At 67.3% G+C, this 21,745-nt stretch carries 18 protein-coding genes; 12 read left to right on the plus strand and 6 right to left on the minus strand.

The genetic code is table 11. The annotated features are described in order from the left end of the window. Positions 1 to 91: 91 nt before the first annotated feature. Genes ACW7G3_RS13800 through aroE form a run of 3 tightly spaced genes read left to right on the plus strand, consistent with a single transcriptional unit; the run spans position 92 to position 3,075 of the window. Positions 92 to 1,117: a chorismate transformation enzyme, FkbO/Hyg5 family gene (locus tag ACW7G3_RS13800; protein ID WP_456983475.1), complete on the plus strand. Its 1,026-nt coding sequence runs from the start codon at positions 92 to 94 to the stop codon at positions 1,115 to 1,117. Between the two features lie 50 nt (positions 1,118 to 1,167). Beyond that, positions 1,168 to 2,160 carry a porphobilinogen synthase gene (hemB, locus tag ACW7G3_RS13805; protein WP_456983476.1) on the plus strand — a complete coding sequence of 331 codons (993 nt, stop codon included), beginning with the start codon at positions 1,168 to 1,170 and terminating at the stop codon, positions 2,158 to 2,160. Between the two features lie 48 nt (positions 2,161 to 2,208). Further along, positions 2,209 to 3,075, plus strand: a complete 867-nt coding sequence (gene aroE, locus ACW7G3_RS13810) for a shikimate dehydrogenase (RefSeq protein ID WP_456983478.1) — start codon at positions 2,209 to 2,211, stop codon at positions 3,073 to 3,075. A 3-nt stretch (positions 3,076 to 3,078) separates the two neighbouring features. On the opposite strand, the gene ACW7G3_RS13815 is transcribed toward aroE, so the two are convergent. Beyond that, a complete protein-coding gene (locus ACW7G3_RS13815; protein ID WP_456976315.1) occupies positions 3,079 to 3,624 on the minus strand; it encodes a gamma carbonic anhydrase family protein in 546 nt (181 codons plus the stop codon). 119 nt (positions 3,625 to 3,743) lie between these two features. Here ACW7G3_RS13815 and xth point away from each other — a divergent pair, with 119 nt between their 5' ends. Then, on the plus strand, positions 3,744 to 4,514 hold the full coding sequence (gene xth, locus ACW7G3_RS13820; protein ID WP_456983479.1) for an exodeoxyribonuclease III: 771 nt from the start codon (positions 3,744 to 3,746) through the stop codon (positions 4,512 to 4,514). A 238-nt stretch (positions 4,515 to 4,752) separates the two neighbouring features. Here xth and ACW7G3_RS13825 read toward each other — a convergent pair whose 3' ends face one another. Continuing rightward, positions 4,753 to 6,138 carry an FAD-binding oxidoreductase gene (locus ACW7G3_RS13825; protein WP_456983480.1) on the minus strand — a complete coding sequence of 462 codons (1,386 nt, stop codon included), beginning with the start codon at positions 6,136 to 6,138 and terminating at the stop codon, positions 4,753 to 4,755. Positions 6,139 to 6,235: 97 nt separating this feature from the next. On the opposite strand from ACW7G3_RS13825, the gene serA reads away from it, so the two are divergent. Next, complete coding sequence (gene serA / locus ACW7G3_RS13830) at positions 6,236 to 7,471, plus strand: phosphoglycerate dehydrogenase (RefSeq protein WP_456983481.1); 1,236 nt, start codon at positions 6,236 to 6,238, stop codon at positions 7,469 to 7,471. 40 nt (positions 7,472 to 7,511) lie between these two features. Here the strand turns inward: serA and ACW7G3_RS13835 are convergent, their stop codons facing one another. Continuing rightward, positions 7,512 to 8,897 (minus strand): AMP-binding protein, encoded by a 1,386-nt coding sequence (locus ACW7G3_RS13835; RefSeq protein WP_456983483.1) that lies wholly within the window; start codon positions 8,895 to 8,897, stop codon positions 7,512 to 7,514. An 86-nt stretch (positions 8,898 to 8,983) separates the two neighbouring features. Between ACW7G3_RS13835 and ACW7G3_RS13840 the strand changes: the two genes are divergently transcribed. The 4 genes from ACW7G3_RS13840 to ACW7G3_RS13855 all read left to right on the plus strand — a co-directional run bounded on the left by ACW7G3_RS13840 (position 8,984) and on the right by ACW7G3_RS13855 (position 12,066). After that, entirely contained in the window at positions 8,984 to 9,574 is a 591-nt protein-coding gene (locus ACW7G3_RS13840; protein ID WP_456983484.1) for a 4'-phosphopantetheinyl transferase family protein, read from the plus strand. A 25-nt stretch (positions 9,575 to 9,599) separates the two neighbouring features. Next, the gene (rsmG, locus tag ACW7G3_RS13845) at positions 9,600 to 10,241 is read left to right on the plus strand and encodes a 16S rRNA (guanine(527)-N(7))-methyltransferase RsmG (RefSeq protein WP_456983486.1); all 642 of its coding nucleotides are present in this window, start codon (positions 9,600 to 9,602) and stop codon (positions 10,239 to 10,241) included. A gap of 107 nt (positions 10,242 to 10,348) precedes the next feature. After that, a complete protein-coding gene (locus tag ACW7G3_RS13850; protein ID WP_456983487.1) occupies positions 10,349 to 11,137 on the plus strand; it encodes a ParA family protein in 789 nt (262 codons plus the stop codon). Then, a complete protein-coding gene (locus ACW7G3_RS13855; RefSeq protein ID WP_456983489.1) occupies positions 11,134 to 12,066 on the plus strand; it encodes a ParB/RepB/Spo0J family partition protein in 933 nt (310 codons plus the stop codon). Before ACW7G3_RS13850 ends, ACW7G3_RS13855 begins: the two co-directional genes overlap by 4 nt. Positions 12,067 to 12,099: 33 nt before the next feature. Here ACW7G3_RS13855 and ACW7G3_RS13860 read toward each other — a convergent pair whose 3' ends face one another. The 3 genes from ACW7G3_RS13860 to ACW7G3_RS13870 form a co-directional block, all read right to left on the minus strand. Then, a complete protein-coding gene (locus ACW7G3_RS13860; protein ID WP_456983490.1) occupies positions 12,100 to 13,398 on the minus strand; it encodes a ComEC/Rec2 family competence protein in 1,299 nt (432 codons plus the stop codon). After that, on the minus strand, positions 13,398 to 14,993 hold the full coding sequence (locus ACW7G3_RS13865) for an alkaline phosphatase D family protein (protein WP_456983492.1): 1,596 nt from the start codon (positions 14,991 to 14,993) through the stop codon (positions 13,398 to 13,400). Before ACW7G3_RS13865 ends, ACW7G3_RS13860 begins: the two co-directional genes overlap by 1 nt. Before the next feature lie 79 nt (positions 14,994 to 15,072). Continuing rightward, entirely contained in the window at positions 15,073 to 18,210 is a 3,138-nt protein-coding gene (locus tag ACW7G3_RS13870; protein WP_456983494.1) for a TonB-dependent receptor domain-containing protein, read from the minus strand. 350 nt (positions 18,211 to 18,560) lie between these two features. On the opposite strand from ACW7G3_RS13870, the gene ACW7G3_RS13875 reads away from it, so the two are divergent. The 3 genes from ACW7G3_RS13875 to rpmG all read left to right on the plus strand — a co-directional run bounded on the left by ACW7G3_RS13875 (position 18,561) and on the right by rpmG (position 21,230). Further along, the gene (locus ACW7G3_RS13875) at positions 18,561 to 20,342 is read left to right on the plus strand and encodes a DUF885 domain-containing protein (RefSeq protein WP_456983495.1); all 1,782 of its coding nucleotides are present in this window, start codon (positions 18,561 to 18,563) and stop codon (positions 20,340 to 20,342) included. Positions 20,343 to 20,815: 473 nt separating this feature from the next. Further along, the gene (gene rpmB, locus ACW7G3_RS13880) at positions 20,816 to 21,052 is read left to right on the plus strand and encodes a 50S ribosomal protein L28 (RefSeq protein ID WP_343259312.1); all 237 of its coding nucleotides are present in this window, start codon (positions 20,816 to 20,818) and stop codon (positions 21,050 to 21,052) included. Positions 21,053 to 21,065: 13 nt separating this feature from the next. Further along, complete coding sequence (gene rpmG / locus ACW7G3_RS13885; RefSeq protein WP_343259313.1) at positions 21,066 to 21,230, plus strand: 50S ribosomal protein L33; 165 nt, start codon at positions 21,066 to 21,068, stop codon at positions 21,228 to 21,230. Positions 21,231 to 21,745 lie beyond the last annotated feature (515 nt).

Here is a 21,745-nt window from a genome sequence, read left to right on the forward strand (position 1 = left end):
GAAGGTCAGGGACTGAAAACAGCGTCGCGCTATGATGCGCGCCCGGAATGATGGCATGGGCCGAACCAGACGGCGAGCAGCAAGCAGAAGAATGTTGAACCAGCAAGTGCAGTCAGCGCGTGATGCGCAGCAGGAAACAGGCGGACACGGCGCACGGCTGCGCGTGGACTACGTTTACGGACAGGTGCCGGACGCGCTGTTGGCCGAACCCGGCGTGCTGGCCGTGTTCGGTTTCGGCAGCCAGGCACCGCACAGCGACGATCCGCGCTACCTGCGCATTCCACTGGAACCGTGGGGTGAGGCGCCGCTGGAAGTCTGGCGCACGGACGCCCCCGTCCGCTACGGTCGTGACGGCGAGATCGCCTGGGCCACCGACGGACGGCTCTCGTTCGGCGTGATCGAGGTGGACGAGGCCGGCATCGGGATCAATGAAGCCGCACGCCGCGGCTACCAGACCCTGGGCAGCCACCTGCAAGCGGGCACCACACCGCACATGCTGCGGATCTGGAACTACCTGGACGCGATCACCCTTGGCGACGGTGATGAAGAGCGCTATCGCCAGTTCTGCCTGGGCCGCGCCGACGGAATGGGAAGCTTCGATCCCGACCGGCTGCCCGCAGCAACCGGCATCGGCCGCTGCGACGACACACGGATCCTGCAGATGTACTGGCTCTCGGCGGCCGAGCCGGGCACGCCAGTGGAAAACCCGCGCCAGATCAACGCCTACTGCTACCCGCGCCAGTACGGCCCGCAGCCGCCCAGCTTTGCCCGGGCCATGCTGCCGGCCGCAGGCGCCGACATCCCGCTGCTGCTCTCGGGTACTGCGGCCATCGTGGGCCACGCTTCGCAGCATGAAGGCGAGTTGCTGGCCCAGCTGGAAGAGACCTTCGCCAACTTCGATGCGCTGCTGGCCTCGGCCCGGCGCGGCCGCCCGGAGCTGCCGGCGCGCTTTGGCGCAGGCACCCGGTTGAAGGTGTACGTGCGCGATCGCGAAGACCTGCCGGTGGTGGCCCGCGCCCTGGGTGAGCGCTTCGGTGACCGGGTGCCGTACATCGTGCTGCACGCTGTCATCTGCCGGCGCGAGCTGATCGTGGAAATCGACGGCGTACACGGCTGAACCCGGGCCCGCGCCCGGCCTGTACAGGCGCCGCGGCGTAGAATGGATGGATGAACAGACTCCCGATCCGTCCGCGGCGGATGCGCCGCGATGATTTTTCCCGCCGGCTCATGCGCGAGCATGTGCTGACCACCAACGACCTGATCTGGCCGGTGTTCGTGCATGAGATCAACGGGCGCGAACCGGTGCCATCGATGCCCGGCGTGGAGCGGGTATCGATCGACGAACTGCTGCGCCTGGGCGAGCAGGCCTGCGAACTGAAGATCCCCGCGCTGGCCCTGTTCCCGGTGACCGCGCCGGAAGCCAAGTCGCTGGACGCCGCCGCTGCCTGGGACCCTGAGGGACTGGTGCAGCGCGCGCTGCGGGCACTCAAGCAGCGCTTCCCGGAGCTGGGTCTGATCACCGACGCCGCCCTGGACCCGTATACCGCCCACGGCCAGGACGGCCTGCTGGACGACACCGGCTACGTGCTCAACGACGAGACTGTCGAAGTGCTGGTCAAGCAGGCGCTTTCCCACGCCCAGGCCGGTGCCGACGTGGTGGCGCCCAGCGACATGATGGACGGGCGCATCGGCGCCATCCGCGATGCGCTGGAGGCCGGGGGCCACATCCACACCCGGATCATGGCCTACTCGGCCAAGTACGCCAGCGCGTTCTACGGCCCGTTCCGCGACGCGGTCGGATCGTCGGCGGCGCTGGGCAAGGCCGACAAGACCACCTACCAGATGGATCCGGCCAACGGCGAGGAAGCCCTGCGCGAAGTGGAGCTGGACCTGCAGGAAGGCGCGGACATGGTGATGGTCAAGCCCGGCCTGCCGTACCTGGACGTGATCCGCCGGGTGCGCGACACCTTCGGCGTGCCGACCTTCGCCTACCAGGTCAGCGGCGAGTACGCGATGCTCAAGGCCGCCGCCGCCAACGGCTGGCTGGACGAGCGCGCCTGCGCCATGGAGGCCCTGGTGGCCTTCAAGCGCGCCGGCGCGGATGGCGTGCTCACCTACTTCGCCCCCGACGCGGCCCGCTGGCTGCGCGAAGACGCCTGACCCCACCGGCGGGAGTAGACTGGCTGGACCACGTCAGGGAGGTCCGCCATGAGCACGCATCCCGATCCCGATCTCGCGCCCCGCTACGCGCTGTTCGGCCATCCCGTCGCCCACACGCTGTCACCGACCATCCATGCGGCCTTTGCCCGCGACCGCGGGATCCATATGGACTACAGCGCCATCGAGGCGCTGCCGGAGCAGTTCCCGGAGCTGCTGGCACGGTTCGCCGAGGAAGGGGGCGCCGGTGCCAACATCACCTTGCCGCTCAAACAGCTGGCCATTGACCAGTGCGACAGCCTGGGCGAACACGCCCAGCGCAGCGGCGCGGTCAACACCCTGGTCCGCCGCGACGGCGGCTGGCACGGGCTGAACACCGATGGCCGCGGCCTGGTGCGCGACCTCACCGACCGCCACGGTCTGGACCTGCGCGGCCGGCGCACGCTGCTGATCGGTGCGGGCGGTGCAGCGCGCGGCGTGGCCCCGGCCCTGCTGGATGCCGGCATCGGCGAGCTGTACGTGGTCAACCGCACCCCGGAACGGGCCGACGCCCTGGTCGATGCCATGGGCGAGCCGGACCGGACGCATGCGCGCTACATGGACGACCTGGGCAAGCTGGGCGATTTCACCCTGATCATCCAGGCCACCTCGGCCGCGCGCGGTTCGGGACTGCCGCCGCTGCCGATGTCACTGGTGGCCAACCGCGCGGCGGCGGTGGACCTCAACTACGGCGAGGCGGCAACGCCGTTCCTGGCCTGGGCCCGTGCAGCGCGGGCGCTGCACGCCGTCGACGGGCTGGGCATGCTGGTCGAGCAGGCCGCGGAAAGCTTCTTCTACTGGCATGGCGTACGCCCGCAGACCGACGAGGTGTACGCCAGCCTGCGCGGGCGCCAGGCGAGCCTGGCCACCGCCGACTGAGGCTCAGCCCGCGGCGAAGCCGGCGAGGTATTCGTCCTTCAACCGCACGTAGTGTCCGGCGCTGTAGATCAGGCCTTCGATCTCGGCATCGCTGAGCTTGCGCACCCGGCGCGCCGGACTGCCGACCCACAGCTCGCCCTCACCGACCGTCTTGCCTGGTGCCACCAGCGCACCGGCGCCGACGAAGGCGTGCTTTCCAATCACCGCGCCATCCAGGATCAGCGCGCCCATGCCCACCAGCGAGCCGTCACCGATGCTGCACGCATGCACCACGGCCTTGTGGCCGACGGTCACGTCGGCGCCGATGATGGTCGGGTAGCCATCCAGGCGCGTGTGCGGGCCGGCATGGCTGACGTGGATCACGCTGCCGTCCTGGATGTTGGTGCGTGCGCCGATGCGCACGTGGTTCACGTCGCCGCGGATCACGGTGCCGGGCCAGATCGACACGTCGTCGGCCAGGGCCACGTCGCCGATCACCGTCGCGGCCGGATCAATATAGACGCGCTCGCCGAGCGCCGGAACCTTGTCTCGATAGGGTCTGATGTTCATCGCCACAGGGTAACCGCTCCGGCAGCCGGGCTGGCACCCCGGCTGCGCAGGCTGGTCGGCTGAGGTGCTCTTTGCCGCGGTTGCCTACAATCCCTGATCCCCTGCACCAAGGAACGCCTGTGAAGATCGCCAGCTGGAACGTGAACTCCCTCAACGTGCGCCTGCCGCACCTGGAGCGCTGGTTGCAGGAGTCCGTGCCCGACGTGGTCGGCCTGCAGGAAACCAAGCTCGACGACGAGCGTTTCCCGGCGGCGGTGCTGGACGAGCTCGGCTATCGCAACGTGTTCCACGGCCAGAAGACCTACAACGGCGTGGCGATCCTGACCCGCGGACATGAGATCACCGACGCGCAGATGGGCATCCCCGGTTTCGAGGACGACCAGAAGCGCGTGATCGCCGCCACGGTCAACGGCATCCGCATCATCAACCTGTACGTGGTCAACGGCCAGGACGTGGGCACCGACAAGTACGCCTACAAGATGCGCTGGCTGGACGCGGTGCACGACTGGGTGGCCGCCGAGCTGAAGGCGCATCCGGAAGCCGTGGTGATGGGCGACTTCAATATCGCGCCCGATGACCGCGACGTGCACGATCCGGAAGTGTGGAACGACGGGCACATCCTCACTTCCACCGCCGAGCGCGCCCATCTCAAGCGCCTGCTGGACCTGGGCCTGCACGATGCGTTCCGCCTGCACCATGACGAAGGCGGGATCTTCAGCTGGTGGGACTACCGCCAGGCGGCCTTCCGTCGCGACATGGGCCTGCGCATCGACCTGACCCTGGTGTCGGACGCTCTCAAGGATCGCGCCGTGACTTCCGGCATCGACCGCGACACCCGCACCTGGGAGCGCCCCAGCGACCACGCCCCGGCATGGGTGCAGATCGCCTGATTTCGTGGCGCACGGCCCCGGAGCGGGGGCGTGCTGTCGGGCTTCTGTAGGAGCGCGCCATGCGCGCGAAGCCGCGTGACACCTGATTCAAGACGATGATCCCGCTGCCGCGCGGCGTCCGGAGCCTGCGCGCTGGCGCCGGCTTTTGGCACACACCTCCGACGGTTCGGCGCCGACCAACGTCACGCGGCTTCGCGCGTACGACGCGCTCCTACAGGAGGGGTGCGTCGGTTGGGTGTCAGTCGAAGATCTTGCCGGGATTCATTAGTCCATTCGGATCGAAGGCACTGCGAATGCCGCGCATGAGCGCCACTTCGGCGGCGCTGCGGCTGCTGCCGAGGTAGGGCTGCTTCAACAGGCCCACCCCGTGTTCGGCCGAGATGCTGCCGCCATGGCGCTGCAGCAGCCCGGCCAGCAGCTCGGTCACGTGGGCACAGCGGCGCATGAATTCATCGTCGGCCAGGCCCTCGGGCTGGAGCACGTTGATGTGCAGGTTGCCGTCGCCGATGTGGCCGAACCAGACCACGTCGAAATCCGGATAGGCCTCGCCCAGCAGGGCCTGGGCCTCGGCCAGGAACGCGGGCATGGCCGCCACCCGCACCGAGACGTCGTTCTTGTACGGGCGCCAGCGGGCCGTCGCTTCGGTGATGCCTTCGCGCAGGCGCCACAGTTGGCCGGCCTGCTCGTGGCTGGCAGCGATCACGCCATCCAGCACCCAGCCGCGCTCCGCCGCCTGTTCGAACACGGCCAGGGCAGCGGCCTCGTCGGACTCCGCCGCGGCGTCGTATTCGGTCAGCACGTACCAGGGGTGCACGACGTCAAAGGGATTCGTTCCGCCGTGTTCCAACACGTGGTGCAGGCCGCGATCGGTGAGGAATTCAAAAGCCTGCAGCTTCAGCTGCGAACGGAACAGGGCGAACACGTCCATCAGCACGTCAAACGACGGCACCGCCAGCAGCATGGTCTGCGCCTGGGGCGGTGGATCGGTGAGCCTGAGGGTGGCCTCGACCACGATGCCGAGCGTCCCCTCCGAGCCGATCAGCAGCTGGCGCAGGTCGTAGCCGCTGGCGTCCTTGACCAGGCTGCGGCCGAGATTGAGCAGTTCGCCGCTGCCGGTGACGATCTTCAGACCGGCGATCCAGTCGCGGGTATTGCCATGACGGATCACGCGGATGCCACCGGCGTTGGTGGCGATGTTGCCGCCGATGGTGCAGGAGCCCCGCGCGCCGAAATCCACCGGATAGGTCAGGCCATGTTCGCGTGCGGCGTCCTGCACCGCCTGCAGCACTGCGCCTGGCTGCACGGTGAGCGTGCGATCGACCGCATCGAAGCCGAGCACGCGGTTCATGCGTTCCAGGCTGACCACCAGTTCACCGTTGGCGGCCACCGCGCCGCCGGACAGTCCAGTGCGCCCGCCAGAGGGCACGATGGCCACGCGCTGCGCATTGGCCCAGCGCACCACGGCCTGCACCTGCTCGACGCTGTCGGGCAGGGCAATCGCCAGGGGCGCCGGTGGCCAGTGACGGGTCCAGTCACGCCCGTAGTGCTCCAGGTCCGCCGCCTCGGTTTTCACCGGCAGGCCGGGAACCGCAAGGTGCAGGCTGTCAACAATCGAAGCGTTCATCAGGACTGGTCGGCTCCCCCGGCACTGCCGGATGTTGCGGTGCAGCGTCAGCGCAAGCATAGTGCATCCCCTGTCCCGCTGCGGTGCTTTTCCGACGATGGCCAAGACTTCCTTCCCCAGACAGGACATCCGCGTGCTGCTGCTGGAGGGCGTCAGCCAAAGCGCCGTCGACGCCTTCCACGGCGCCGGCTACAGCCTGGTCGATTGCCGCGACAAGTCCCTGTCGGGCGATGCACTGAACGAGGCGATTGCCAGCGCCCACCTGGTCGGCATCCGCTCACGCACCCAGCTCGACGCCGAGGTGCTGGCGCATGCACGCAAGCTGATCGCGATCGGCTGCTTCTGCATCGGCACCAACCAGGTGGACCTGGAGGCGGCCCAGCTGGCCGGCATCCCGGTGTTCAATGCGCCGTATTCAAATACCCGCAGCGTGGCCGAGCTGGTCATCGGCCAGACCATCATGCTGATGCGCGGCATCCCGCGGCGCAACGCCGAATGCCACCGCGGCGGCTGGTCGAAGAACGCCGACGGCAGCCACGAGGTGCGCGGCAAGACGCTGGGCATCGTGGGCTATGGCCACATCGGCACCCAGGTGGGCCTGATGGCCGAATCACTGGGCATGCAGGTGCTGTTCCATGACATCGAGACCAAGCTGGCGCTGGGCAACGCGCGCGCAGCGGCCGGCTTCGACGACCTGCTGGCCCGCAGCGACGTGGTGAGCCTGCACGTGCCCGAGACCCCGGGCACCCGCCACCTCCTGGGGGCGGCGCAGATTGCGCGCATGCGCCCGGGCGCGCATCTGCTCAACGCCTCGCGCGGCACCGTGGTCGACGTGGATGCGCTGGCCGAAGCGCTGCGCAGCGACCACTTGGGCGGCGCGGCCGTGGACGTGTTCCCGGTCGAACCCAAGGGCCAGGACGAGCAATTCGAATCCCCGCTGCGCGGGCTGGACAACGTACTGCTCACCCCGCACGTGGGCGGCAGCACCCTCGAGGCGCAGGACAACATCGGCCTGGAAGTCGCGGCCAAGCTGATCCGCTACAGCGACAACGGCTCCACCCTGTCGGCGGTGAACTTCCCCGAAGTCGCATTGCCTGGCCACGACGGCAGCCGCAGGATCCTGCACATCCACCGCAACGTGCCGGGCGTGCTGTCGCAGGCGAACGAGGTATTCAGCGGCCGCGGGATCAACATCGACGGCCAGTACCTGCGTACCGACGCCAACGTGGGTTACGTGGTGATCGACGTGAGCGCCAGCGAGGAGCAGGCCGCCGAACTGCGTGCGGCGCTGGCCGCGATTCCCGGCACTCTGCGCACGCGGGTGCTTTACTGAGGTAAAACCCGGGCCCGCTCGCGCCCGGGTTCGGCGCAGCTCATTCCGCAGTCTCTGCCGCAAGCAGCTGCAGCAACGCCGTCCGCGGCAGCTTTCCAGTCTCGTTGCGCGGCAGCGCAGGGACCAGCCGCAGGCGCCGCGGCAGGAAGACCGGATCCACCACGCGCCGCAGCGCGTCCAGGATGGCGCGCTCGTCAAGCTCCGGTGCCACGGCAACCGCGGCGATCCGCCGCACCCCTCCCGAGCCTGTCTCGTCCAGCTGCAGCACCACACCGTCATGCACACCGGGAATGGCCAGCAGTTGCCGGGTCAGTTCCCCGAGCGAAGCACGCTTGCCGGCCACCTCGAGCAGGTCGGCGCGGCGACCGCGCAGGCTGAATCGGTCCGGTCCGTGCAGTTCGACCAGATCGGCAAGGACCACGGGGTGGGCCAGGTGCGGCGCCTGCACCAGAGTGCCGTCCGGCCTGGGCTGCAGGCGTACGCCGGGCAGCAGGGTCCAGGCCTGCTCCCGGGAAGTGCGGCGGCGGGCAATGATGCAGGTTTCGGTGGAACCGAACAGCTCCCGCACCTCGGTGCGGAAGCATGCCTCGGCGGCAGCCGCCAGCTCGGGAGGCATCGGCGCCGTGGCGCTGACGATGCCGCACAGCGGCGGCAGAGCGGCACCGGATTCGACCAGCGCGCGCAGGTGCACCGGGGTGGTCACCAGCACCCGGTGACCCGGCAGCTGGCTCAGCGCCGCAGCGATGTCGGCCGGGAAAAACGGGCGCCCGGCATGCACCGCCGCTCCGCCAAGCAAGGGCAGCAGCACCGACATCTCCATGCCATACATGTGCTGCGGTGGGACCGTGGCCACCACGTGCGGCTGGGCGCCGGCCGGCCACAGGCCCTCCAGCGCCGCCACGTTCTGGCCGCTGCTGCGAACGAACGAGCCCCAGGTCTTGGCATTGGCTTCGGGCTCGCCGGTGCTGCCGGAGGTGAAGCCGATCGCCACCACGGCATCGGCGTCGATCAGCGGCAATGGTCCATCCTGGCGCGGCAGCGGGTCGGGCAGGCGCAGGTAGTGCCCCGCCTCCAGGGGTCCGCAGCCGCAAGCATGGCCATCACCGATGCAATAGCTGTCCGGATACCGCTGCCGCACCTGCTCGATCGCAGCCGAAGTGCGCGAGGGCGGCATCAGCGTGGTCTGGCCTCGCAGCGCCACCGCGCAGAATGCCACCAGGAAGCGGTAGCGGTCCTCGCACAGGTTTACCGCATGGCCAGCGTTGGGCAGCAGCGCCGCCACCGCGCGCACCTGGTCCAGGAACTCGTGCAGGTTGACCGGCTGGCCGGCCACCAGCGCCAGCAGGCGCGCGGGGTCGCCGGAAACCAGGGGCAGCTTGGTGCCGGCGGAACCGGAACGCGCGGGATCGTCGATGACTGCGGACATGTCTATGCTGTTGGACCTGCGGCGTACCCACGCCGAAACGGCGATAGCTTACGCTGCCGCACCCCCAATCTCCCCAATTCCCCTTCATGTCCCTGACTGCAGGCCAGCTCAAGTTCGAACGCGTCCGCTGCGCCTGGCGGCCTTACCGCCGTGGCGAAGCCGCCGAACCGATCGTGCGCACCTGGCTGCAGGATGAGCTGCGCCTGGCTGCCGATGAGCTGCAGCTGGACCGCGACCCGCGGGGCCGGCCGTGCCTCGGCCCCGCCCACGAAGGACACGACACCAGCTGGAGCCACAGCGGCGAAGGGCTGTTGATGGCGCTTGGCCATGGCGTGCGCCTGGGCTGCGACTTGGAATGGGCACGCCCGCGGCCGCGGGCCCTGGAGCTGGCCCGGCGCTACTTCAGCCCGTCGGAGGCCGACTGGCTGCAACGCCTGTCCGGCCCGCTGCGCGAAGCGGTGTTCGTGCGTATCTGGTGCGCCAAGGAGGCCATGCTCAAGGCCCATGGCCGCGGCATCGCTTTTGGGCTGCACCGGCTGGAGTTCGGCGAGCGCGATGATCGGCTGGTGCTGCTGGACTGCGACCCGGAACTGGGCGCGCCAGGCGATTGGACTCTGCAGGCCTTCGAGCCCGCCCCCAATTATCTGGCGACCCTGGCCTGGCACCGGACGCTGTAAGGCCGCCGGCTCCTACAATAGGGCGATGACCAACACCTTCGACCCCGCGCTGCGCGATTCGCTGGACTCCGGCCTGGCGACGCTGGGCATGGACCCGGCACTGGCACAGCCGCTGCTGGATTACCTGGCCCTGCTGGTGCGCTGGAACCGGACCTACAACCTCACCGCCATCCGCGACCCGCACGAGATGGTGACCCTGCACCTGCTCGACTCGCTGGTATTGGCCCCGCACCTGGACGGCGTGGGCAGGCTGGCAGACCTGGGCGCAGGCGCAGGCCTGCCGGGGATCCCGCTGGCACTGGCACGGCCCTCGCTGCAGGTGGAACTGGTGGAATCGAACGGCAAGAAGGCCCGCTTCATGCGCCAGGCGGTGCGCACCCTGGGCCTGTCCAACGCGACCGTGCACGAATGCCGTGCCGAAGCCCTCGACATGCCGGGACAGTTCGACGCCATCACCGCACGTGCCCTGGCCACCCTGGCCGACATCGTTGCCGTCGGCGGCCACCTGCTGCGTCCCGGCGGCCGCCTGCTGGCACTCAAGGGCGTGCGCCCCGATGAGGAAATCGCCGCCCTGCCCGAAGGCTGGAGAGCAGGCGACATCACCCCGCTCCAGGTCCCGGGCCTGGCCGCGGAACGGCATCTGGTGGTGGTCCACGCGCCAGGCTGAGGCGGGGGCAGGACAACGCGTCCCTTACGCCGCCGCGGCACTTGGGCATAATGATCGACCGGCCCGCCATCCTGCGGTCCGGATCCATACACCGGACCGGGGAGCCCATGGCCCGCATCATTGCCATTGCCAACCAGAAGGGTGGCGTCGGGAAGACCACCACCGCGGTCAACCTGGCGGCCGCGCTTGCCGGCATCCCGAAGCGGGTGCTGCTGGTGGACCTGGACGCCCAGGGCAACGCCACCATGGGCAGCGGCGTGGACAAACGCGACCTGCAGGCCTCCACCTGCGATGTACTGCTGGGTGAGTTGCATGGCGAAGATGCGATCAGCGAGACGGCCGAGGGCTATGACCTGCTGCCCGGCAACACCGACCTGACCGCCGCCGAGATCGAGCTGATGGCGGCCGAAAACCGCGAGCAGCGGCTCAAACAGGCGCTCGGCCCGCTGCGCCCCCGCTACGACTACATCATCATCGACTGCCCCCCGGCGCTTTCACTGCTCACCCTCAATGCGCTCACCGCCGCCGATTCCGTACTGGTGCCCATGCAGTGCGAGTACTACGCGCTGGAAGGGATCAGCGCGCTGATGGAAACGATCGAAGCGGTGCGCTCGCGGCTCAACCCGGGGCTGGAGATCGAAGGCGTGCTGCGGACCATGTTCGACGTGCGCAACAACCTGACCAACGCCGTGTCCAACGAGCTGGTCGAACATTTCGGCGACAAGGTGTTCCGCACCATCGTGCCGCGCAACGTGCGCCTGGCCGAAGCTCCCAGCCACGGGCAGAGCATCGTCGGCTACGACCGCGCATCGCGCGGAGCGATCGCCTACCTCGGGCTGGCCGGCGAGATCATCCGCCGCCAGCGCGAGCGCGAACAGAAGGAGAAAGCGGCATGACCGCCCCCAAGGCTAAAAAGGCGCCTGCCAAGAAGCGCGGACTGGGACGCGGCCTGGAGGCATTGCTCGGGCCCAAGGCGGCCGAAACCGCCCCGGTGCTGGAGGCCGGCCCCGGCGACACCCTGCAGAACCTGCCGATCGACGCCCTGGCGCCAGGCAAATACCAGCCGCGCCGGACCATGAGCGAGGACAAGCTGGACGAGCTGGCCGAGTCGATCAAGGCCCAGGGCGTGATCCAGCCGATCGTGGTGCGCGAGATTCGCTCGGGCAGTGGCCGCACCTGGGAAATCATCGCCGGCGAGCGCCGTTGGCGCGCTTCGCGCCGGGCCGGACTGACCGAGATACCGGCGGTGGTGCGCGAGGTCGACGATCGCACCGTGGTGGCGATGGCGCTGATCGAGAACATCCAGCGCGAAGACCTCAATCCGCTGGAAGAAGCCGAGGCGCTGGCGCGGCTGATCGAGGAATTCATGCTCACCCATGCCCAGGCCGCCGCGGCGGTGGGGCGCTCGCGCGCGGCGGTCTCCAACCTGCTGCGCCTGCTGGAACTGCCGCCGGCGATCCGCAAGCTGCTGCAGGAGCGGCGGCTGGAAATGGGCCATGCCCGCGCTCTGCTCACCCTGGCGCCGGAGCTGGCCAGCAAGCTGGCCGCCGAAGCCGCCGAACACGGCTGGTCGGTGCGCGAGGTGGAGCATCGCGCCCAGCAGTTCGCCGAGGGCCGTGTCCCCGGCAAACGTGGTCGCACCAGCGCCAAGCCTCGCCCGCAGCAGGCCGATATCGCCACGCTGGAAAACGAACTGGCCGAGACGCTGGGCGCCAAGGTCAGCATCGCCCACGGCCGCGGCGGCAGGGGCCGACTGGTCATCCACTATGCCGACCTGGACACCCTGGACGGCGTGCTGGAGCGGCTGCGCAAACGCGCCGGCTGAGAGGCTGGGGGCAGCGCCGCCCCCAGCCACGGATCAGCGCGAAGAATACGGCCCGGATACGGCCTTGACCGTCATGTCCTCGCTTTCGTCGTCGAGGACGAAGATCCGATACCGTCCCCCTCCCTTCTCCACCCGAACGACCACATGCCCGTGCGTGCTGGCGGCACTTTCCACACCGTAGGTGGTGCTGGCGGTCGCCGGCGACACGGCGGTGATGAAGATGTCGCGCTCGCCGGGCCACACCTTGCGCGAGGTCATGCGCCGGTAGGTGTTGATGGCTGGATGGCCATCGGCGCGGGCGGTCACCACGATCGCCCGGGGCCGCAGCGCGGCGAGGAACGGAATGCTGTTGGCGTCCCAGCTGCCGTGGTGGTTGGCCTTCATGACGTCGACGGGACCGCTGGCCAGCGCCACCGCCGGCTCCACGTCCAGCCACGGCGCGGGAGCGGCGGCAGTTTCCTCGTCGATCGAGGACAGGTCGCCGCCGGAGAAGTAATCAAAGCTGCCATAGCTGATGCGGAAGGCGATGCTGAGCTTGTTCTCGTTCGGATAGTCGCCGGGAGCAAGGTGCTCCAGCGGCGGGAACAGGCTGCGCGTGCCGCTGTCCAGGCCGGTCCAGACCTCGCCATTGGCATAGAGGTTGCGCAGCTCGAACTGGGGATAAGCAGCCGGGTCGTGCAGCAGCCGGATCTGGTCGTTGGCACCAGGCTGGAACCGATCCACCTGCAGGCCGCGGTTGCGGACCTGCCAGTCAACGAAGCGGCGGTAATTGTCCATCGTAGGAGTCGCAATCGGCTTCGGATAGCTGTAATCCGGCCACCCACGGTCGATCAGCGTGGCGATCGGGACCAGTTCGGCGACCTGGGTAACGCCGCTGAGCCGGTACCCGCCGCCTGTCGCGGTCAACGGTGAACCGGCATCGATGGCACCCATGTGGTCGCCGTGGAAATGCGAGATCAACGCATAGTCCAGGCCTTCGACGCCCTCCGGCAGAGCGCGCCGGATGTAGCGGGCCACCCACTCCCCGGGTGGGCGCGAGGTGTCCGGTTTCGTCGGCAGCGAGAAGGGCGCTTTCTCGACGGTCTTCCCGCTGGCATCCTTCATCAGGCTGGTGCCATCCGGGAACACGAACAGCAGCGCGTCGCCACGCCCGGTGTTGATGTGGTGGATGTCCAGCTCGCCAGGCGACCACGCGGGCAACGGCTGGCCCACGACGTTGCTGCCCGCGGTCTCCTCCAGGCCGGCAGCGACGGCGGCAGCGGGCACCATCAAAGCCAGCAGGACGGGCCACAGCCACTCCCACCGGCGCCACGGCGCTTGATGGGGGGCCATCATGCGGGCTCCGCGCCGGGCCGGCCGCGCTCGGTCACCAGGCGGGCAATGACCCGCTTGCTTCCGCCTGGGGCGGACACGCGATCTATGGCAACCACGTCGGTACGCCACTGCTCCGGGCCGATGTCGAATACCTGGTAACCACGGCGGTCGTTGAGCAGCACGTTGTGCGGATTTTCCGCCAGCACATTTCCCCAGGTGTCGGGAATGTCACTGCCATCGCCTCCCGAGGAGATCGAGGTGGTAACGAACTCGGTCGCGACCGGCGTGCTGAGCAGGTCGTCCGGAGACGAAGGCACGACGCCGACGTGATGCTTGTGCACGTCGCCCGTGGCGACGATGACACTGCCCTGGCCGTGCTGGGCGAGCAGGTCGATCACCCGCTGCCGCGCATGCGGATATCCACTCCAGGAATCGGTGTTCAACGGCCCGGCAGGGCGGCTGTCCGGATACCGATAGGGCATCATCATCACCTGCTGGGCCAGCAGGTTCCAGCGAAAGGCGCCGTCCAGGCCCTGCGCCAGCCAGTGCTCCTGGGCCTGGCCGATGATCTGCTCGTCATGGGCGTCTTCCGGCGAGCGGCACGGGCGCTGCAACCGCTCCATCGTCGCATCGCAGCGCTGCTTGGTGCGGTACTGGCGTGTGTCCATCACATGCACACGCAGCAGCTGCCCGTAATCAAGGCGGCGATGCATGGTCAGGCTGCCCAGCCCCGGGAACTGCGCGCGGCGCACCGGCATGTTTTCGTACCAGGCCTGCATCGCGGCGTGTCGGCGCAGGGCGAAAATCTCCGGCGGGGTGCCATCCTGATCGTCACCGCCAGCCCAGTTGTTATCGATCTCATGGTCGTCCCAGCTCGACAGGAACGCCGTCGCCGCGTGGGCGGCTTGCAGATCGGGATCGGTCTTGTACTGGGCGTAGCGGCGCCGGTAGTCATGCAGGGTGTGGATCTCGTCCCCAGCGTGCTGGCGCACGATGGGATTGCCGGCTGCATCGACGATCGTGCTGCCAGCTCTGCCCTTGCCCTCATAGATGTAGTCACCGTAATGGAAGACCGCATCCAGCTCCGGTTCCTCGCTGAGGTGGCGATAGGCGGTGTAAAGACCAGCTTCCCAATGCTGGCAGCCGGCCACGCCTATGCGCAGGCGCTCGACCGCGGTGCCTGCCTCCGGCGCCGTGCGCACCCTGCCGACCGGACTGGTTGCCTGCCCGGCCACATGGAAGCGGTACCAGTACGGGCGATGCGGGCGCAGGCCTTCCACTTCCGTATGCACGCTGTGTCCCAGCTCCGGACGTGCCAGCGCTTCGCCGCTGCGGACCACCCGGTTGAACTGCTCGTCCTCCGACACCTCCCAGCGCACGGGCACGGCCAGCATGGGCATGCCCGCATTCTCAGCCAACGGTTCGGGCGCCAGCCGCGTCCAGATCACGAACCCGTCCGGATGCGGATCGCCTGAGGCCACGCCGAGCGCGAACGGATAGGACTGGAAGGCCGGCGCGGCCCACAGGCGTGCGGGCTGCAGGCCAGCAAGGATGGCCAGGCTGCCGGCGCCCACCAGGAACTTGCGCCGGTCGATCGTGAAGCGGGTACCCATGTTTCAACTCCTCGAGAAGGTTGTACGAGCCGGCGCGATGCCGGCCCTTTCCAATGACCGATTGAGGCCCTGGCGGGCCTCAGAAACGGCCGCGGAAGCCGAACGCCACCCGTCGCCCGCTGTGGATGTAGATCTGGCTGTGGTGGCCCTTCTCGGAGAGACCGGTTTCACCATTGGAATAGACGGTATGCCGGTTCTGGTCGAACAGGTTGTTGGCGCTGAAGTAGAAATCCAGACCCATGAAGTTGTCGCGGGTCTTGGGAATGATGGTGTAGCTGCCCGACAGGTTGACCTCCAGGTAGTCGTCGAACGGCTGCTTCTGGTTGATGGTTTCTCCGAACGCGTTGACGATGTTGTTGGTCAGACCGCGGTCCTTCTCGTCGCTCCAGACGGTGTTGAGGTTCAGCCGCGTGCGCCCGTACTGCCAGCCCATGCCCAGGTTGGCGACCTGCGTGGCAACCCGCGGCAACACCACGTCTGGGCTGCTGCGGGTGTATGAGCCACGCAGCGTCAGACCCTTCAGAGCGCCGGGCAGGTAGTCCATGGCGTGGTTGAACTCGAACTCCCAGCCGCTGATGTTGATCTCGTCTTCCATGTTCGTCTTGGTATTGACCAGGACGACGGGATCAGTGCCGTCGTAACCGAACTCTTCCGGGGTCATCGACACGCTGCTGATCAGGTCGGTAACCTGGTTGCGGTACCAGTTCACCGAGACCAGTCCGACCGGCTCGAAATACTTCACCAGACGGACCGAGAAGTTGTCCGAGTATTCGGGCCGCAGGGACGGGCTGGGGGCGTTGAGGACAGGACCGTCCTCCGCCTCGTAGTTGATTGACCACACCCCGGCAAGGTCGCTTACCTCGGGGCGGTAGATGGTTTTGGCATACCCGGCGATCAGGTCGAGGCTGTCGGTGAAGCCGTACTTGACCGATGCGCTGGGAAAGAACTCGCTGTAGCTGCCCTTGCGCTCGACCCTGGGGTTGGTGAGGTACTGGTATTCCAGCCCTTCGATGGTGGTGGCGCGCCCGGTGGACGAAGATACGTCGAAGCCGGCGGCAACAACCTCGTCCACGCTGAGCGGGTCAACATCGTAGCTGGTGCTGCTTGTCCGCTCCCAGCGCAGGCCGGCCTGGGCCTGGAGGCGGTCGGTGAACTCGGCCGTGCCCATGAAGTAGAGCGAATCGATGTTCTCGTCCATCTTCCGGTCATTGGCCACGTGCGCGTTGTACCAGTTGGTCGGCGTGATGGTGTGCGCCCATTGCTCCGGGTTGGCCTGCATCATCTGGTAGATCTTGGTCAGGCTGTGCACGTACAGGTGGTCACCGCCCAGAGGGTTGACGTGCATCCCCGTATCGCCCGCGGAGAACTGGTTTGCGCTCTGTATCGCGCGCAAGAACCCCGCATTGTCCAGCGGACCGTCGTAGGTCCAGTGCTTCGCCTCGGAACTGTTCCCGTATTCATAGGCTGCACGGACCACTTTGGCGCCGGTTTTCCATGTCAGCGCTACATCGCCGATGTCCTGGTAGAACGAGAAATTCAGGGCGCCGCCGCGATACTCCAGTTCACCGCTGCTGCCATGGTCGGCACGCACGACCGGGCGGTTTGAACCACCGTATGCGCCAAGGTTGAAGCTGTCCGGATCAGACCAGTCCGGACCATCGACCTGGCGGATGTCCCAGTCCTGGGTCATCCAGTTCTCGCGCGATGCGGAAAAATTTCCGGTCGACGTCACCGGGTTGAGCAGGTCATAGACCTGGCCCTTCTTGTTGGCGTTGTAGCGGCTGTTGGAGCTGGAGGAGAACAGGTTGCCGTCGAGCTTGAAGCGCTCGGTATTCCACTCGAAGCTGGGGATTAAATTGCGGGTATAGCCGACCTTGTAGTTGAAGGTGTGGTTGACGTTGAGCGTGTTCTGGTCGGCGCCGGCCTGGGTGGTGAAGTCGAGCGAAGGGTCGCCGATCACGCCGCGTGACCGGGCGTGGGTGGTGAAAGCCGGATTGATGACGCTGGGCTCGATGTCGCCGCGGCTGGCCGATGCCATCAGTGACAGGATCAGGTCATCGGAGGCCTTGAAATCCAGTGCCATCTGGGCAACCCGGCGGTTGTACTCGCGGCCGTAGTTGTTGGCCGAGATCGAGGTCACCGCATACGACTCGGGGCTGAGTGCGGTCGGCACGTAGTTGCGCCCGGCAGTGACCTGCTCGTGCTCGACGTAGTTGGTGGTATTGCCAACTCCGGCGGCGACGCCCAGGCGGCCATCGAGGAACACGTCCGACCAGTTGATTTCACCCACCGGCAGGAACTTCCGGTCATAGCCGCCTTCCATCGGCCCTGAGTCAAAGCTGTCCCACATGTTGGAGTGGGTAGTGGCACCGAGCTTGACGGTAATGTTGCGCCCCGTGCGGTCGAACGCCCGCCGGGTCCGGATATCGATGGTGCCGGCCGGCGCATTCGCATCCATATCGGCGCTGGTGGTCTTGTAGATGGAGATGGACTCCACGCCCGAAAGTGCCATCTGCTCGAAGCTGAAGGTCCGCGATCCCGAACTGGGGTTGGCATCGACGCTTGCCAGGCTCACGCCGTTGACGGTCACACCGGTGTACTTGGCAGGCAGCCCGCGCAGGGAAATGTTGCGCGGGGCGTCGTCCGCCACCACGTCGAAGTCCACGCCGGGCATGTACTTCAGGAACTCACCCGGGTTGCCGTCACCGATCTCGCCGAAGCTGTCGGCCGACAGGGTGTTGGTGATGTTCATGGAGGCGCGCTGCTCCATGATCGCGCGGGCGTCGCCCTCGCGCACGCCAACCACTCGCACTGCGTCCAGCGATACGGCATCCGCTCCGCCGCTGATCGTGGTGAACATTTCGAACAGGACTTCGCTGGTTTCGCCTGCACGGACATCCACTTCCTGCTGCACCGGGCTGAAACCGGTGAACTCCACCGTCATCACCCGCTTGCCCGTCGACACCCCACTGATGCGGAACTCGCCGCGGTCGCCGGAAGTGGCGACCTGGCGACCGCCGACCATCACCCGTGCATTGCGCAGGTACTCGCCCGTCGCCGGATCGTATACGCGGCCATGTACGGTGCCCGTAGCCGCGGCCTGGCTGCCCTCCTGCAGGGCCTGGCTCGGATGAACTTCGTTGGCAAACGCCTGGACTTGAACACACAGGGCAAGCAGCACTGCGCCGGACAGCACAGTTTTCTTCAATACAGACATGGGTTCTGGCTCTGGTTGATTCATGGGGTGGGATCTGTGCGACAGAGCTGCGCGCCTCATGCGCCTGCACCACACTCGGGAAAAGGCGGCCTATCCCTGATGCCGGCATTCCAGCGGTGGCGGCGTTCGCCCCCTCCCGCACCTGCTCTCCCCGACCGCTTCCAGCTCCCGCGCTGGAAAGCGACCCGGCAATCATCCTCGTCCAATATGACAATGCATTGACGCCCACATCTCGTGGCCCTCCCGACTGTCTCGCGGCCACCACTACTGCGCTGAAAACTCCTTTGCCACGGAACGTGCGGATTGCCGGGACTTCCGGGCCGGGGCTCTGCCGCGCCATGGATGCGATGATGCGCGATCCGCAACATCCAACGGACCGCAACGTGACCCGATTCTTCACCGCCTGCCTGTTTGCCCTGTGCCTGGTTGCACCCGCAGCATGGGCGCAACCCTCCGCCGCCGATGCCGCCTTCCAGGCCATCTACGAGAAAGAATGGGACTGGCGCCAGGCCGAGTTCGGCCGCGGCGGCGACGAAGACGTCGATCCGTCCAGCAGCACCCTTTCCGACGTCAGCGCCGAGGCCCAGGCCCGCCGCCTGCAGATGTGGGAGAGCGTGCTGGCCGAGCTGAAAACCATTGATGCCACCGCCCTGTCGGAACAGAACCGGGTGAACCTGGCCGTATACCGGCCGCAGCTGGAGGCGATGGCGGCCAACATCCGCCTGGGCGCCTATGAAATGCCGTTCAACTCGGACAGCTCGTTCTGGTCCAGCCTGGGCTTCATGACCCGCGGCCGGTTCGACAGCGCCCGCGACTACCAGGTCTACGCCGCGCGCCTGCGCGACGTGCCGCGCTATTTCGATCAGCAGATTGCCAACATGCGTTCCGGCCTGGCGCGCGGTTTCAGCGTGCCGCGGGCGGTGCTGGATGGCCGCGACGTATCGATCGCGGCCGTGGCCGACCTTGAGGGTGCGGAACAGGCGGCGCTCTGGGAACCGTACCGCAACATGCCCGCGTCGATCTCCGCCGCCGAGCAGGAAGCGTTGCGTGCCGAAGGCCGTGCCGCAATTGCCGACGCGGTGATCCCCGGCTTCCGCACCCTGCTGACCTTCTTCCGCGAGGAATACGTACCCCAGGCGCGCACCACCCTGGCAGCCGAGGCCATGCCGGGCGGCGAGGAGTTCTACCGCGCCCAGATCCGTGAATACACCACCCTGGACCTCTCGCCGCAGGAGATCCACGACATCGGTTTGGCGGAAGTCGCCCGGATCCGGGCTGAAATGGACGAGGTGATTGCCGGCACCGGCTTCGAGGGTGACTTCGACGCCTTCCTGCATTTCCTGCGCACCGACCCGCAGTTCTACGCCACCAGCGCGCAGGAGCTGCTGAACCACGCCGCCTGGATCGCCAAGCGCGTGGACGGGGTGATCGGCCGCTTCTTCGATCCGCTGCCGCGCGGGCGCTTCACCATCATCCCCGTGCCCGACGACATCGCTCCGTTCTGGACCGCCGGCCGCGGTGGCCGCGGCACCTACTGGCTCAACACCTACGACCTGCCCTCGCGCCCGCTGTACAACCTGCCGGCGCTGACCGTGCACGAGGCGGAGCCGGGCCACGCATTTCAGGGAGCCCTGGCGCAGGAGCAGGACGAACAGCCCGAGTTCCGCCGCAACAGCTACATCTCCGCCTACGGCGAGGGCTGGGGCCTGTACGTGGAGAAGCTGGGCAAGGAAATGGGCATCTACGAGACGCCCTACCAGGACTTTGGCCGCCTGACCTATGAGATGTGGCGCGCAGCGCGGCTGGTGATCGACACCGGCGTGCATCACCTGGGCTGGAGCCGTGACCAGGCACTGGCGTTCTTGCGCGACAACACCGCGCTGTCCGAGCACGAAGTGACCACCGAAGTGGACCGCTATATCTCCTGGCCCGCGCAGGCGCTGAGCTACAAGCTTGGCGAGCTGAAGATCTGGGAGCTGCGCCACGAGGCCGAGGCGGAACTCGGCGCGGACTTCAACCTGCCCGCCTTCCACCACGCCGTGCTGAGCCTGGGCTCCGTACCGCTGCCGGTCCTGGAAGAGCAGATCCGCAGCTTCATCGCCGAAAGCAAAGCCGCAGCCCAGGCTCCCTGACAGCTCCTGTAGGAGCGCGCCATGCGCGCGAAGCCGCGTGAATCACGGCAGCAACTGAGGCTTCGGCCCGCGCGCCCGGCGCGAAGCCCCACCGCCCGGCTTCGGATCCCGCACCGGTGCCGAAGCCCCACCCCCTGGCTTCGAGCCCCGCACCGGAGCCGAAGCCACGCAGCGCGGATCAACGTTCCGCGGCTTCGCGCGCATGGCGCGCTCCTACAGGGGCAAAAGCTTGCCTGTGGGAGCCTGCCGGGTGATAATGCCCGGCTCACTGTGTCCCGCTGATCCACCAGATCGGCACGGTAGTCCTCCGGAAGCGCGATTTCGGGGGTCAGCCCGCACAGCCCGCCGCAACCGCGGCAACGTTCCCGAATCGCGCGCCGCTGAGTGGATATCCGCACAGCCGGCGGGGCCGACGCTTCCCTGGCCAAGGGGAGCCCCCATGCGGAATATTCCGCGACCCACCGAGGTGCTTCATGTCACGAGTCTGCCAAGTCACCGGCAAGCGTACGACGACCGGCAACAACGTCTCGCACGCAATGAACAAAACCCGCCGCACTTTCCTGCCCAACCTCCATGAGCGCCGCTTCTGGGTTGCTTCCGAGAACCGCTGGGTGAAGCTGCGCGTTTCCACCAAGGGTCTGCGTACGATCGACAAGAACGGCATCGACACCGTCCTGGCCGACCTGCGCAGGCGCGGCGAAAAGATCTGAGGAGGATCGAAACATGGCTTCCAAGCGCGACAAGATCCGCATGAATTCGTCGGCCGGTACCGGTCATTTCTACACCACCGACAAGAGCAAGAAGAACACCCCGGGCAAGCTGGAAATGAAGAAGTACGATCCGGTTGTCCGCAAGCACGTGATGTACAAGGAAGGCAAGATCAAGTGATCAAGGCCGGTGCGCCTGACGCACCGCCAGCCTGACCAGAAAAGCCCGCCGCAAGGCGGGCTTTTTTGTGGCCTTCGCCGCGCCTTTTGCCCCCCGCCTTTGCCCTCCGAAGCCGAGCCCCGCCGTGGGTGGCAGGTCTTTTCGGCGAAATCAAGGAGGAGGCCTTCGCCGCAGGCGGAGGCTGGGGGACATTCGCCGAAAAGAGCCTGCCGCCCACAGCGGGGCCCAAACGCTCCAGCGCAGGGACCGAGTCAACACCGGATAATCCGGCCCCAAACCCAAACCCAAACTCAAACCCAAAGCGTCGGCAGCGTATCCCCAACCTACGCGCCCACACCAGCCCCGCAGAGCCTTTCCGTTGCCGGCGCCCCGCCGCCAGTAGGCACGGCCCTTTTCCTTCGCCCATAGAAAAGCCCCGCAGCGTTGGCTGCGGGGCTTTGGGGTAAAAACCCTGGCGATGACCTACTCTCGCATGCTAGATGCACACTACCATCGGCGCGTGCGCGTTTCACTTC

Source organism: Luteimonas sp. A478 (assembly GCF_054052025.1).